Origin of the sequence: Caldiplasma sukawensis (assembly GCF_052315375.1) — an archaeon.
GTDB lineage: Archaea > Thermoplasmatota > Thermoplasmata > Thermoplasmatales > Thermoplasmataceae > Cuniculiplasma.
Window position 1 is genome coordinate 19,391 of the sequence record NZ_JBLSDG010000004.1, and the last position, 14,518, is coordinate 33,908.

A 14,518-nucleotide genomic window follows, 5' to 3' on the forward strand; every position below is an offset into this window, starting at 1 on the left:
AATTAAATAAATGAATTGTCGTAAAATTTTTTTTTACATTAATCCTCGTCTATTTCTCCTCTTCTGAAAAACAGGATTATTGCCATGAGATAGACAGAAAGAAAGAGAATTAATGCAGGTATGAGACCTATATTCAGTGAAGGTATCAAAATCAGAAAAAGGAGGGAGAGAAGACTGGTTCCAAGGGAAATAAGTGCTATGAATATTAGATGACCTGAGAAAGCATCCATTTCAATTCGAATTTCATCCTCTTCATATCCAGATCTGGAGGTTAGAAATTTAATTTTGCCTGAGGTTTCATAACCGGAGACAAGTATTAGGTATATGAAAGGAAATACATAAAGAAGGGAAAGGAAGTTTACATCTGTAGGATCAATGGGAGGCGATATTCCGCTGATTTTTGATATGATGCCTGAGGACATGAGAAATGCAACACCTGAGAAAAGTGGAAATATAAATTTTACAATTGAAAATTTTCTCAGATCAGATTTCTTGTAATTCATGGTTATGGAATCAATTATTGAAATTACGAAGAAAAATAATGATAAAACAAAAAGAAGGTATCCTACTGGACTGGAAATGGAGAGATAGAAAAAAATGAAGAATATTAAACTTAACACTATTGAAATAAGTAATAAGATGTTTCTATTCATAATGTCACCACCCTGAGGATTTTGCAGTTCTCAAAAGGAATCTTCCCAATGATTCTTCATAGGGATCCCAACTAAGCACCTTAAGATTTCCATATTTGTTGTTTTCAACCTTTTTATAAATAAGTTCGGCACCCTCGCCCATTCTTGATGCAATGATGCCCTCGTATCTGATATCTATAATTGTAAGATCACCACCAAATGATCTAAGTCTACCTGCAATGTTTCTTATTCTTCTTAGATTCAGTTTGTCAATGTTTGTTAATATGAGTATTTTTGGTCTGCTTTGAATCACAGTATTGATAATTCTCCTGTCAATTAAATTTTCAGAATCCCTTGTAATTGGCCTACCCTCAACAAGAAGAAGTCTCTTCCTTATCTGTTCAAAGACATTTGACCCAGTTGATGGGAGGTAATACTCTAGATTCTTAAGGTTGTTTCCGGAAAGTTGAAAATAACCTACACTATTATTTTTTGATAAAAGATAATTGCTGGCAGAAAGAATAAAAGGAATAGCATATTCAAGAGGGTTTTCAAAAGTTGTCCCCTTTAGCATTGAAAATGAAACATCCAGTAAAAATAAGTATGTTTTCAGGCCCTCCTTTTCATAAACGTTCACCATTAGCTGATTTTTTGAAAAATTTCTTGCAGAAGCTTTCCAGTTTATTTTTTTATAGGAATCCCCTGGGCTGTACTCTCGTATTGTTTCAAAATCATTTGTATCCGGGCCTATCATTGCATATGAAAATCTTGGAACAAAAGTTTTGGACCTTAATTGAATCTGTGTTCTCTTAACAATGCTAATTTTTGGCAGAACATATATTTTCTGAGGAATTTTTATTTTTCTTACAAATCTGCCGCCTTTTCCAAATATTGGTGAATACTCAACAACAATCTCTTTCCAGCTGAACACACCTCTTCTCATGGCTTCTATTTTATAAGTGTAGGAAACTTTCCTTTTCCTGAAGCCCTTAAAAATCATATGAACATTTGTTCCATCTCTTATTTCCATTTCCTTGTAAACAGGGAGATAAAAATTGAACATTCCTATTCCTTTGGTTACCTCTACGCTCACAGTTACATCCAGAATATCATTAACATTTACTGTCTGGGGTAATGAATATTTTATGGAAAAATCACCTTTTTTCCCTGTATATATTATCAGCATTGAGATTGAAAAAGAAAATATCATTACCACAAATATGAGTTCAATATCTGCCAATACGCCAAATATTATTACAGTGCCTGAAAGAATAAGAATGGCCATTACCTGTTTATTCCAGGACGGTATCATATAATCACTTGGGCACCTCAAGTTTTTTCATATTGTCCAGAATAACATCTGATGATTTTAGTTCCTCCATCACAAATTCTGACTTCAGTATTATTCTGTGAGAGAGGCACTGTATTGCAACATCCTTCACGTCATCAGGTATAACGTAATCCCTACCTCTCACAAGTGCCATGCCCCTTGATAATCTGAACAGGGAAATTATACCTCTGGGACTAGGTCCACCAAGAACCCTTCTGTCTTTTCTAATGGTGCCAAATGATGAAATGTATTTCATTATCTTTTCATCAACTTCAATATTCTCAGTCATTTCCTGAATTTCAATGAGCTTTGCGGCATTCATAACTTTCCTTGCATTATCGCTTGGATCATCCGTTTTCCATATCCTTCTTCTTCTTACAACCTCAAGATCGTCTTCTGGGTAACCAAATGAAATCTGAATCATAAATCTGTCAAGCTGAGCCTCTGGTAATGGATATGTTCCCTCGAATTCTATTGGGTTTTGAGTTGCAAAAACAATGAAAGGTTTTTCAATTTTTTCCGTATCTCCCTCTATTGTAACCTGCTTTTCTTCCATTGCTTCTAGGAGAGCAGCCTGAGTTTTTGGGGGAGCTCTGTTGATCTCATCAGCTAGCAGAAGATTTGTAAATATTGGACCTTTTATAAGATCGAACTGAGATGTGCTCTGTCTCCACACTTTTGTTCCAGTAATGTCCGCAGGCAAAAGGTCAGGAGTGAACTGTATCCTTCTATAGCCTATTCCAAGAACACTTTTAAAGAGTTTGGATACAAAAGTTTTTCCTATTCCTGGGTTGTCTTGCAATAATATGTGTCCTTTTGATATTATTGCAGCCATCATCATCTCAATGTTTTCCCTATTTCCCACATAATATGAGCAAATCTCATCAATGGACTCCTTCAATATTTCATAGTTCTGTTCAATCGTGCTTTCAAGTTTATCACTCATCTTTTTCATCTCCTAAATTTTTTATCTGCTTTAATATGGAATTAAGAATATTCATTCTTCTTTCCATTTCCTCTTCCCTCCTTCCTCTGTTTGTCTTCAATCCAAGAATCTCCTGAACGGGTCTTTCATACTCAACAATTGGATATAGAATTTTCATAATTGAAGAAATATCATCTGTGTTTCTCCTGATCAGCCAAGTTAAATATATCAAAATTTTATCTTTCTTTCCATATAAATTAAATTCTTCTACCGAATTCTTGAAAATTTCAAGGTCCGGTATCTGTGTGTATTTATTATCAATTGTAAATTTGTTGAATATTGTCATTGTGTAATCATTGATCTTTGAATATCCAGTGGATACAAGTTTTGAAACATTCTCAAAAAGGAATATTATTATAATTATGATATCAACTAGCAATATGTAAATGCTTAATGGGAGAGTGGTAGATTGATAATAAAGTCCAAATAAGAATGCGCTCACTGCAATCTCCCCTGCTATTTTCCATCGGTAGAATAGGAGAAAATTTGTTATTGATTTATATTTTGTTTCTTCAACGTATTTTGGTGAATTTACGTTCACCTTCAACAGGAAAAATGATGTTATCATCAGAAATATGAAAAGGAGGAATGCAGGGAAAGAAACATAATCCACCCGTAGAAAGAGAACAGTCACTATCAAAAAAAATAATGAGAACGAGAAGGAAAGCAAGAAAGAGGAAAGATCCTCATTTGCTGAAATCATAAAATCAAGATTTGAAGCATAATATATTGAGATAGTAGCAGCAACTAGAAGACTGAAAAGGAAAGCATCTCCAGAGTTTATATTGAAAAATTGTAGAACAAAAACTCCCGAAAATAAGGTGAAAATTATGAATAAAAAAAACCATATTAATGTTCCATATACAAATGTGTTCCTAATGGTTAGTCCGTAATTTAATGAAATTCTTTTCCTTACATAGTCACTGACACCAAGAATTATCAAAATTATTCCAAAAAGAATAATTAATAAATTTATAAGGCCATTAATCTGATAAAAAAAACCTATTATTACAAAGAGTACCCCAAATATTGTATAAAGAGTATATGATGAATACAGATTTCTACCTATTTTACTTTTATTTTCTTCCATTCAATCCTCCCTGAATGGAATTCTTGGATTTGAAAATACTGTTTTTATATTACGCATGAATTTTTCATATGTCATTCTATCAATCTTCTTTTTTCCATAAACTGTCCTCTCAAATATTTCTATAAGAATCTTCGAATCTTCATTTCCTTTTAATATCTCCCTGACTGTTTTGTTTACTATTTCTTCATTTATATTATGGTCAAGATTTACAAGTAAAGTATCCCTTATTTCATGCTCGTACTTTGTCCCTCTTACTATCCTTTCATCCTTTTTCCCACCAAATACTGCTTCAAATCTGTTATTGCCCAATCCTATATTGCAAAAATCGGAAGGAACTTCCTCCCAATTGTCAGTACTATACTTTTTTAATATTGTACCCTCTGGGGTTTTTATTTTTAAGGAAGTTTCATAATCCCATATAAGTGGTAGATCATGAGGTATTTCTGTAAAATCAATAATTTCAGGGCCACCCCATCCTTTAAATGGAATTGATTTTAGAGTGAGGTTATTTCTCTCATTTTTTATATCTTGTTTTTCTACTGTAACTATTTCTACTTTTTCATCAATAATCTGATTGTTAGGATCAGGATATTGCAACAATGCCTGACCCTGACTTCTTTTTTTTGCATTTCTTGATTTATTTCTTGAGATTATTGAATATAACAGTATTATGACGGATACAACTATCAAAACAAAAATTATTATATATTTATTTATATGAATAAGATCAACAACATTACTTATGTCGCTAGAGAGTCCACTGCCCCCTCCCTTACTTGAAGAACCAATAGTTGGTAAATTGAAATTTGGAAGCTTGAGTGAAATGGTTGGAAATTTTATGTTATTCAATATTCCTGATAATCCTTTAAAATTAAAACTAAAATTAAAATTGAAAAGATTAAGCCCATTCAGATTCAGACCTCCTATTGAGGTTGGATTTGAAGATGAGCCTAAACCCGATCCTGAGCCTGTTGAAGAACCTGTACCACTTCCACTTCCTAATCCAGAAGAGCCTGTTGTTTTTACATTTTCAACATGTACATTTGAAAGTGAAGAGATCAAAAGCCATGATACCAGGAATATTAAAATGAAGAAAATAATGGCCGATCTCTTCCTGTTCATAATTTCTTATCTAAATGAAATATATAATGCTATTGCCCTTGGAGCATCCATTTGGTAATTATAATGTTAAACTGTTATACCGGGGCTGGATCATATCTAATATATATACAAGAAAGTTATTGTAGAATTGATGGCAGTAGTGCTTGATCCTGACGAAAACCAGATTCTAGAAGAAAAAAGTGTTATGGTACAGAATGATGCAAGGATAGAGAATGGGATACTACATATTACAAATAAAAGAATTCTATATGAAAAAATCGGTGAGAGAAGATTAAGAAGAGCAGAGCCTTCAAAAATCTACATTGAAATACCAATGTATGAAATACTTAACGTTTCATCGGCAGTTCCTAAGATGAGTCTTTTTACAAAAAAGAAGCTGAGCATTGAATACAAGAAGGACGGAAACAGAAATGTGGTGGAATTCGAAATAAAAAATCCAGATCCAGTGGTTTCAAGAATTGAAGAATGGGCAAAAACGGCTAAGCTAAAATATCAGCAGGAAACAAGAAGTAAAGAGGAAGAGGAATTCAGAAAGAAGGTAGAACTGGAAAAAGCAAAAGCATCAAAGACCAATGTAAACATGATAAATCTTGGAGGCACGAAACAAAATTCAAGCGGTGACTATCCAAAAAACGTGGAAAACGAGTATTCCAGTATGGTACCAATGGAGGAGCCAAAATGCCCTGAATGTGGTGCTAAAATAACAAAGGAAAACAAATTCTGCCCGAACTGCGGACTTCCATTAAAGTGAATCAAACTTAATAATAACATTTAAAAAATATTTAAGCAAAGTCTTAATAATTATTTTTCATTCATACATTGTGGAAGAAAATAATGATAATTTAGAACAGTGGCTGGAAAGTCTTCCATTTAAAACAACCCGTGATATTGACGTACCCAAGAATCTATTTGACCAAGTGATTGGTCAGGAAGAGGCAAGGGAGGTTGTTAAAAAGGCAGCTATCCAGAAGAGGCATGTTCTTCTCATAGGAGAGCCTGGAACTGGAAAATCCATGCTGGCACAGTCTATGGTAGATTTTCTGCCAAAGGAAGAACTTGAAGATATATTAGTATTTTATAATCCAGAAGATCCAAATCGTCCTAAGATAAAAACTGTTCCCGCAGGAAAAGGAAGGGAAATAGTAAAGCAGTATCAGGTGAGGGCAGAGCAGGAAAAAAGAGACAAATCCAGGATGTTTCTAACATTTGTATTTGCTCTTGTTATAATTGGTCTTATCATTACCATAGCTACACGGAACTTCTATATCATATTCCTTGCAATACTTGCAGCAGCAATGATATACATGCTTGGGAACTTCAGTCCGGCGATGAGAATGGAAAAGGCAATGGTTCCAAAAGTCATTGTATCACATAATCCAAATGACAAACCTCCTTTTGTTGACTCAACAGGTGCACACTCCAGTGCCCTTCTTGGCGATGTAAGGCATGATCCTTTCCAATCGGGAGGACTTGAGACTCCAGCCCATGACAGGGTTGAGGCAGGTAACATTCACAAGGCACACAAAGGTGTACTTTTCATAGATGAGATAAACCTTCTCAGGATAGAGAGTCAGCAATCTCTATTGACAGCAATGCAGGAGAAGAAATTCTCAATAATAGGTCAGAGTGAGAGGAGTGCTGGGGCACTTGTTCAGACAGAACCAGTTCCCTGCGACTTCATTCTGGTGGCAGCGGGGAATCTGGATGCAATCCAGGGAATGCATCCCGCTTTGAGGTCTAGGATAAGGGGGTACGGATACGAAGTATTCGTTCATGACACAATGGAGGACAACCTTGAGAACAGACACAAGCTAATACAATTCATAGCACAGGAAGTTGTAAAGGATAAAAAAATACCACACTTTGACAAGTCAGCAGTATTGGAAATAATTAAGGAAGCACAGAAAAGAGCAGGCAGAAGGGGTAAATTAACCCTTAGATTGAGGGAACTAGGAGGTCTCATAAGGGCTTCCGGTGACATAGCCATATCAGAAAGGGCTTCAGTTGTAACAGCTTCCCATGTTCAGAGAGCAAAGATGTTCAGCAAGCCACTTGAACAGCAGATCGCCGACAGAGCTCTGGAGGTCAAAATGCTTTACAACACATACAATAGAGAGGGTGCCCTTGTTGGAACGGTTAATGGACTCGCAGTTATGGGTGGAAACACAGGTATGGCAGAGTACACTGGAATTGTGATGCCAATAGTGGCAGAAGTAACCCCTTCACAGACAAAGGGACACGGAAATGTTATAGCCACAGGAAAGCTGGGTGATATAGCAAAGGAAGCTGTTCAGAATGTGTCAGCAGTTTTCAAAAAGATTTCAGGAAAGGATCTTTCTGACCTTGACATACACATACAGTTCATAGGAACATATGAGGGTGTTGAAGGTGACAGTGCAAGTGTATCAATAGCAACTGCTGTAATATCAGCAATAGAGAATATACCTGTGAACCAGGACGTTGCCATGACAGGTTCACTAAGTGTAAGAGGTGCTGTATTGCCAGTGGGAGGAGTAACTGCAAAGGTTGAGGCTGCAATTGAAGCAGGTCTGAAGAAGGTAATAGTCCCAGCATCAAATTACAATGATATCATACTTGATCTTGCTCACAAGGATAAGATAGAGATTATTCCAGTGACAAACATAGAGGAGGTATTGGAGGTTGCCCTTGAGAAAGGACCTGAAAAACAAAACCTCATTGACAGGATAAAGGATATGTTCAAACTGAGCTCCTCAGGAAACAGGGGAAAGACTAAAAAGGTCGGTCCCAGTGCAGCTTAATTTTTACAGAATAAAATTGAAAAAAGAACAAATTGATAATTTTTTAAATTTTTTAAATAAAAATTATTCAGGATACGCATTAATTAAATATGATAATTCAATAAAAAAAGAGGAACTTGAGGAGTGCTACGAAAGAGCAATGGATTTCGGAAAAACAAGAATAAGAGATTTAAACTCATATTTTTTATGTCTGATGGCAGGGACCTCTCAGATAAAAGAAGCCTTTGAATCGTACGGTGTAGATATTGATAATATCCTGATTACAAAAAATAAAATCCATAAAGATTTCCAATATGAATATGAAATATATGAGCCACTTTCAGGCACACCATCAATTGAAAGATTAAGTATTATGACTAAATCTCAGTTTGATCTTTTAAAATGAAGAAGGAATTTCTTGCTTATTCAGGTCACCTAAACATGGATGTTGTGATGAGAACAAAGAAAATTAGTGATGCAATTACACTTCCTCTAGATTCAGTTGAGGAAAATTTTGGTGGAACGGCAGGTAATTTTGCAATTGTTGCAGCAAAGCTAGGTCTGCGCTTCAGACTCTATTCAATAGTGTCTGGAAAAAGTCATTCCAAATACATGGATTTTCTAGAGAAGTTGGGTATAAATACAGATGGTATTCTTGTAACAGATGATGATTTTGGGCCTGTTTGCTATGCAATTAATGATGGAAGAGAACAGAAATACTTTCTTGCCGAGGGGCCTATGAAATACGAAAAATACAGGATACTGGAGGAAAGTTATGATTATCTTCATCTTGGTACTGGAAATCCTGAATTAAACAGATTCCTACTTGAAAATACTGAGAGTGAAAAACGCATATTTGATCCATCTCAAGAAGTTTTTTACAAATACAACAGGAACTGGCTTGATTATTTTTCAAAGAACACATCAATTTTCATGGGAAACGAAAATGAGATAAAATTCATTTTAAACGAGCTTAAAATGGACATGAAGCAACTTTCATCAATGGTAAATATAGTAATGACTGCTGGTGCAAATGGAGCCTATTTCATAGAAAATGAGAATTATTTTCATATAAAGTCTTTTAAAAAAATTGAAAACGGCGACACACTTGGCGCCGGAGATTCATTCAGATCAGGTTTCTATTATGGCTTAAAGGAGAGTAATGACATAATATATGCCATTAAGTTTGGAGTGGCAGTATCAGGAATGGTTGTGGAGAATGGGCTTAAGAATTTTAACCCCAATATAAATGAAATTAAATCAATAGTAAATCAGATTAAGCATGAAAATATGGGGAAAAATGCCAGTTTACAGTTTTGAGGGAAGAACGCCCTCCATTTCTAAGGAATCTTATATTTCAGAAACAGCAACAATAATAGGTGATGTAACACTAATAGGAGAGGTTTGGGTTGGCCCTGGTGCATCAATAAGAGGTGACTATGGAAAAATTGTAATAGAAACAGGTACAGCAGTTGAGGATAATGTTGTGATACATGCAAGACCTGGAAAAGAAACAAGAATAGGGAAATTTGTTACACTTGGGCACTCATGTGTAATACACACTGCTACTATTCATGATTATGCTGTGATTGGGATGCACTCCACAGTAACGGATTATGCAGAGGTTGGAGAATGGGCAGTTATCGGAGAGCATGCCCTTGTTAAAAACAGGCAGAAAATAGACAGGGAAAAGATTGCTGTTGGTGTTCCGGCAAAGGAAATTAAGGATGTAAACGAGGAATACAAGAAACTCTGGTCAGACTACAAGGAGAATTACAGATCATTCTGCAAAAGATATGCCAGCAATCTTAAGGAAGAATTATAACAATTGATAACATGTAAGGGTATGCAAACAGATCTATATATAGAGGATTCAGAGGTAAGGGTCATACTGGATTCCAGAGGAAACAGAACAGTGGAGGCAACAATTTATCTTAACTCAGGCCATTACGGAACATGTTCTGCACCATCTGGGGCAAGTACTGGAGAAACAGAGGTTCAGTCATTCAGAAATGGATCGGCTGATCAATCTTTAGATTTTTTTTACAGAAACGTGAGGGAATCAATACGTGGTTTTAGCGCCATGGATCAGTCAGGATTTGATGCCTTACTTCATGAAATAGATGGTACAGAAAATTTTAGTGAAATGGGAGGAAATCTTTCCACAGCACTTTCTGTTGCTCTTGCAAAGGCTATTGCATCATACAGTGATCTTCCACTTTATAGATATGCAGGTGGAAATTTCAGGATGAAATGCCCGAAGCCTCTTGGAAATGTTATCGGAGGAGGAAAACATGCAATCAACGGCACAACAATTCAGGAAATTCTTGTGACAAACGATGCAGAGAATTTTCTTGAGGCAATAGAGATAAACGCACTAATTCATAAAAAAATAGGCAGGATGGCCTCTGACATATTCAAAAATGTTAGCATTGGAGTGGGAGATGAAAGGGCATGGGTCCTTTCACTTGATGATGAAAAAGCTCTGGAAATAGCCTCCGAGGCAGCAAAGGAGGTAGGGAAGGAGAAAAAGGTGAAAACCTATATTGGAATAGATGCGGCATCCACATCCTATTATGATAATGGGAAATACAAATACAGGGAAAAATCACTCACAAGGGATGAACAGATAGATTACATGATATCACTTCAAAAGGAATTTTCCTTGAAGGTTATGGAAGATCCAATGATGGACAGTGATTTCGAAGGTTTTGCAGAGATACTTAAAAAATGTGGTAAGAATACAATAATTGTTGGGGACGATCTTTACACAACCAATGTTAAAAGAATAAGGATGGGGATTGAAAAAAATGCTACCAATGGGGCCCTCATAAAGGTGAATCAGATTGGAACCCTTACAGATACATGGGATGCAGTGATTGAAGCAAAAAAAGCAGGAATGAAAATTGTAACATCACACAGATCAGGGGAGACGGAAGATAACTTCATTGCACATCTGTCTGTTGCATTCGGATCAGATTACATAAAAAGCGGAACCATAGGTGGAGAGAGGCTTGCAAAACTCAACGAACTTGTGAGGATCCAGGAGGATCTTCAGTGACATTTTATATTATGGGCTGTGGACTAAGAGGAGTGGAATCCTTAACCTTAAGGGAGAAAAAAATACTGGAAGATGTGGAAAATATATTTGTTGATACATACACATCAATTTTTCCAGAAAATTTCATTGAAGAGATGAGTTCAATTTATGGAAAAAAGGTCAAATATCTGGAAAGGGAAATGGCAGAGAAAATGAACTTTGTAAAGGATAATTCTGCCTTCATTTCTTCAGGGGATCCTTTCTTTTCAACAACTCATATGTCAATTCTGGTTGAATTGAAAAAAAGAGGAATGAATATTCAAATTCTGGAGAATTCATCAATAATTACTGCAGTACCAGGTAGAACTGGTCTTTCTCCATATAGAGTTGGTGCAACTGTCTCCATACCTGAATGGAGTGAAAATTTCCACCCATCAAGTTTCATAAAAAAAATAAGAAAATACGTGGATTGCGGTATTCACGTATGTGTATTGATAGATCTTAATAACAATGTTAACATTGATTTTCATAAGGTCAAGGAAATCATTGAGGAAGCATCCATAAGGGAGAGTGACAAAACATTCTACGACAGAAAGATATTTCTTCTTGAGAGGGTGGGTTGGGAAGATGAGAGAGTGCAGTACAATTTTATTGATAATATGAAAAATCCCCAATCCCCATATTTTTTTGTTATACCTTCAGAAATAGATTTCAATGAAGCGGAAAACATAGCAGTCCTCTTTAAATAAACACCAAATGGGTTTTTATCTGTGCTTGAAATACACAATGATAAATGGACCGAAGGGTTTTATATTTAAGCATTACAAGATTTATAAGGGTGGTTGGCAGAGTATCAACATTTGTCTTTCTCCCCATAATATTTGTATTTGATTACAAACTTTCTCTTTTTGAGACAGGAATCATAACAGCAGCAGCAACGGCTGTTATGTCCGTAATACAATATTTTTCAGGCCCTTGGTCTGATCGTTTTGGCAGAAAATTCTTCCTTGAGGTTGTTCCATATTTTGCATCAATATCATATTTTCTTCTATTCTGGGCTGTAGGATATGGTAAGAGTCTTCTCCTCATGATAGTGTTTTGGCTTACCTCAATGTTCATCTCCGCATTGCAGTATCCTGCTATTCAATCCTCTGTTGCAGATCTCACAGACAGCTCCCAGAGGCTTCAGGCATACACATATGTTAGGGTTTTTGCAAATGCTGGAGCTGCAGCAGGACCTGTAATCGGGGCATTTCTATCAGTATTCGGATTTCAATGGATTTTCTTTCTGGCTGGAGCCACACTTATAGTTGAGGCAATAATGATGCATTTACTGGTTGGAGAAACATACTCAGGAAAAAAATTCACTAGAAAAGAGTACAGAAAAATAAAAAAAACTGGATTAATCGAAAAATCAGGTTATTTTAAAAATCCTTTCATGGTTGCCTTCACATTGGCAGGAATACTTTTCGGTTTTGATCTACGTCAAACGGGTCCGGCGTTTACACTTTATCTATTCCATCTTCAGAACACCTCTGTAATTTCCCTTGGATTCATCTATGGTCTGAATGGACTTCTTGTGGTTCTTCTCCAGATTCCTGTTTTCAGAATAATGTCAAAGAGAGGAAATGTAATGCATTGGAGGGCATTTGGAACATTTGTATATGCCTTAGCTTTTCTGCTTCTTACAGCTTTTACAGGTTTTTTCTCCTTCCTTATCATCATGGGAATTTTTACACTGGGTGAGGATTTTGCCTCCCCAACAACACAGACAATTTTAATGGAAATATCTCCCCAGGATTCAAGAGGAGATTATGTGGGAAAGTATTCATTCATAACAAGTTCTGGAAGGGTGGCAGGTACAGTTGTTGGGCTAGGTCTTCTTCAATTCTTTCAATCTCAGGCAAGTATTTTCTGGTACATAATTTCAGCCTCAACCTTCATATGCACAGTGTGGTTTTTCCTAATGATTCCATCTTTCATAAAAAATTCCACAAAAATATCTGAACCTTCCATATAGTAAAAAAATATTAATTCAATTACAATAAAGTGTTATGAGTTTTGAAGTTTCCATTGCAGGCCTTAAATATGGTCAGATGATTCCAGACAGATATACCTGCAAGGGTGAGAATATCTCTCCTGAAATTACCTGGAAGGAACCTCCAACATCGGGAAAAGAGATTGTGATATTCCTTGATGATCCTGATGCACCTAAGGGAAATTTCAACCACTGGGTCATCACAAATATAACCCCTTCCCTTGGTAAAATTCATGAAAACGTCTCTAAGGAGGAAAGAACTTCAGAAGGCTGGTACCAGCTGAAGAATGATTTTGGAAAGTATGGGTATGGTGGACCATGCCCTCCAGGAAGCTCAACTCACCATTATGTACTCACATTATATTCAATTGTAAGGCCACTTGAAAACAGGGAAAAACTCACCAGGGAAGAGATAAGGGCAATTTGTGAGGAGACAAAAGTAAAGAAATTAACATGGATGTTCACCTATGGCAGAAAATGATGTTAAACCGGTTTTTCCAGTTCTTATAATGGCTGGAGGAAAAGGCACACGAATGGGTATCAGCGACAAGGGCCTGTTAATGGCTCACGGGGAAATGCTCATAGAGAGAAACATAAGGCTTTTGAGAGAATATGCTGATCGCATATACATTGCCACAAGTCCATTCACTTTAAAGACTGAAAAGGTTTTCAAGGATAAATATCACATAATAAGAACTGAAGGTTCAGGCTATTCTGTGGACCTTGCAAAAGCTCTTGAGAAAATTGGGAAGTATCCCATAATGGTTTTAAGCTCTGACATATATTTTGCAGACCCTGAGGTCCCAAAGGATTTTATTGAAAAAAGCTTTAATTTCTACAACGGAATAACAAACATACTAAGCGATAATATGTTTTGCGGAGTGAGCATATTTTTTCAGAATCCTGAAATGGTCACATCTGACTACTACAAGAATTTCAATTACAGCTCTTCCAGAGTGCTGAATATAAATGACATCGATACCTTCAAGAATATAACTGGAAAATGGAGCAGTGGGGGAGAAAATGGCGACCTCAGGTAAAGGAGGAAAGAGTGCAGAAGCAATACTTGGTGCTGAAAGGAAACTGGGAACAATTTTCGCATATGACAGGGATGCAGGACTTACAATTCTATTGGGTGGTCTTGTAACCCTTGGGGTTGCCATATATATTTTTGTGGAAACCGGAATTGAAGGCTTGTATTCTGACATTCTGAATACAATACTCATAGTATTTTCCGGATTGTTGATGGGTATTATTGAGATACTCTCTGCAATTCTCATATTCAAAAATGGAAAAATTCTTGAGAGAAATGATAATGGCATTAGTGTAATAAGTAAAGAGAAATATTACTCAATAGCAGGGAGAATGAAATTTTTTGGTTTTCTTGCACTTATTGCATCCGTATTATCATTGCCATCTGGATACGGCGGTTACATAGCAGGTTTTATACTAGCTATGATGGGTGGTGCCCAGGCAATGATCAGTAAAAAGAAATATAATTTAAAGAGAATTGAATAACCAT

At 36.1% G+C, this 14,518-nt stretch carries 17 protein-coding genes; 12 read left to right on the plus strand and 5 right to left on the minus strand.

Annotated elements, in window-relative coordinates; all coding sequences use genetic code 11:
* Positions 1-38: 38 nt before the first annotated feature.
* The 5 genes from ACNF4Z_RS03425 to ACNF4Z_RS03445 are packed head-to-tail and all read right to left on the minus strand — an operon-like array spanning position 39 to position 4,634.
* Positions 39-653 carry a hypothetical protein gene (locus tag ACNF4Z_RS03425; protein ID WP_458327848.1) on the minus strand — a complete coding sequence of 205 codons (615 nt, stop codon included), beginning with the start codon at positions 651-653 and terminating at the stop codon, positions 39-41.
* A 4-nt stretch (positions 654-657) separates the two neighbouring features.
* Positions 658-1,944: a DUF58 domain-containing protein gene (locus tag ACNF4Z_RS03430; protein ID WP_458327849.1), complete on the minus strand. Its 1,287-nt coding sequence runs from the start codon at positions 1,942-1,944 to the stop codon at positions 658-660.
* Positions 1,945-1,948: 4 nt separating this feature from the next.
* A complete protein-coding gene (locus ACNF4Z_RS03435; protein ID WP_458327850.1) occupies positions 1,949-2,908 on the minus strand; it encodes an AAA family ATPase in 960 nt (319 codons plus the stop codon).
* Positions 2,901-4,037, minus strand: coding sequence for a hypothetical protein (locus ACNF4Z_RS03440; protein ID WP_458327851.1), 1,137 nt, complete (start codon positions 4,035-4,037; stop codon positions 2,901-2,903). The genes ACNF4Z_RS03435 and ACNF4Z_RS03440 overlap by 8 nt, the downstream gene beginning before the upstream one ends.
* The gene (locus ACNF4Z_RS03445) at positions 4,038-4,634 is read right to left on the minus strand and encodes a hypothetical protein (protein WP_458327852.1); all 597 of its coding nucleotides are present in this window, start codon (positions 4,632-4,634) and stop codon (positions 4,038-4,040) included.
* 145 nt (positions 4,635-4,779) lie between these two features.
* Here ACNF4Z_RS03445 and ACNF4Z_RS03450 point away from each other — a divergent pair, with 145 nt between their 5' ends.
* From ACNF4Z_RS03450 to ACNF4Z_RS03505, 12 genes are all read left to right on the plus strand, one after another.
* On the plus strand, positions 4,780-5,217 hold the full coding sequence (locus ACNF4Z_RS03450) for a hypothetical protein (protein WP_458327853.1): 438 nt from the start codon (positions 4,780-4,782) through the stop codon (positions 5,215-5,217).
* A 72-nt stretch (positions 5,218-5,289) separates the two neighbouring features.
* Positions 5,290-5,910 carry a zinc-ribbon domain-containing protein gene (locus ACNF4Z_RS03455; protein ID WP_458327854.1) on the plus strand — a complete coding sequence of 207 codons (621 nt, stop codon included), beginning with the start codon at positions 5,290-5,292 and terminating at the stop codon, positions 5,908-5,910.
* A gap of 70 nt (positions 5,911-5,980) precedes the next feature.
* Positions 5,981-7,939, plus strand: coding sequence for an ATP-dependent protease LonB (lonB, locus tag ACNF4Z_RS03460; protein WP_458327855.1), 1,959 nt, complete (start codon positions 5,981-5,983; stop codon positions 7,937-7,939).
* Positions 7,940-7,955: 16 nt separating this feature from the next.
* Positions 7,956-8,324, plus strand: a complete 369-nt coding sequence (locus ACNF4Z_RS03465; protein ID WP_458327856.1) for a hypothetical protein — start codon at positions 7,956-7,958, stop codon at positions 8,322-8,324.
* The gene (locus tag ACNF4Z_RS03470; RefSeq protein ID WP_458327857.1) at positions 8,321-9,238 is read left to right on the plus strand and encodes a PfkB family carbohydrate kinase; all 918 of its coding nucleotides are present in this window, start codon (positions 8,321-8,323) and stop codon (positions 9,236-9,238) included. The genes ACNF4Z_RS03465 and ACNF4Z_RS03470 overlap by 4 nt, the downstream gene beginning before the upstream one ends.
* On the plus strand, positions 9,201-9,743 hold the full coding sequence (locus tag ACNF4Z_RS03475) for a gamma carbonic anhydrase family protein (protein ID WP_458327858.1): 543 nt from the start codon (positions 9,201-9,203) through the stop codon (positions 9,741-9,743). The genes ACNF4Z_RS03470 and ACNF4Z_RS03475 overlap by 38 nt, the downstream gene beginning before the upstream one ends.
* Positions 9,744-9,764: 21 nt before the next feature.
* Positions 9,765-10,979, plus strand: a complete 1,215-nt coding sequence (gene eno, locus ACNF4Z_RS03480; protein WP_458327859.1) for a phosphopyruvate hydratase — start codon at positions 9,765-9,767, stop codon at positions 10,977-10,979.
* On the plus strand, positions 10,976-11,707 hold the full coding sequence (gene dph5, locus ACNF4Z_RS03485; protein WP_458327860.1) for a diphthine synthase: 732 nt from the start codon (positions 10,976-10,978) through the stop codon (positions 11,705-11,707). Before eno ends, dph5 begins: the two co-directional genes overlap by 4 nt.
* Before the next feature lie 44 nt (positions 11,708-11,751).
* A complete protein-coding gene (locus ACNF4Z_RS03490) occupies positions 11,752-12,978 on the plus strand; it encodes an MFS transporter (protein WP_458327861.1) in 1,227 nt (408 codons plus the stop codon).
* 34 nt (positions 12,979-13,012) lie between these two features.
* Positions 13,013-13,477 carry a YbhB/YbcL family Raf kinase inhibitor-like protein gene (locus ACNF4Z_RS03495; protein ID WP_458327862.1) on the plus strand — a complete coding sequence of 155 codons (465 nt, stop codon included), beginning with the start codon at positions 13,013-13,015 and terminating at the stop codon, positions 13,475-13,477.
* On the plus strand, positions 13,464-14,036 hold the full coding sequence (locus tag ACNF4Z_RS03500; RefSeq protein WP_458327863.1) for an NTP transferase domain-containing protein: 573 nt from the start codon (positions 13,464-13,466) through the stop codon (positions 14,034-14,036). Before ACNF4Z_RS03495 ends, ACNF4Z_RS03500 begins: the two co-directional genes overlap by 14 nt.
* The gene (locus ACNF4Z_RS03505; protein ID WP_458327864.1) at positions 14,020-14,514 is read left to right on the plus strand and encodes a hypothetical protein; all 495 of its coding nucleotides are present in this window, start codon (positions 14,020-14,022) and stop codon (positions 14,512-14,514) included. The genes ACNF4Z_RS03500 and ACNF4Z_RS03505 overlap by 17 nt, the downstream gene beginning before the upstream one ends.
* The last annotated feature ends 4 nt before the right edge of the window (positions 14,515-14,518 follow it).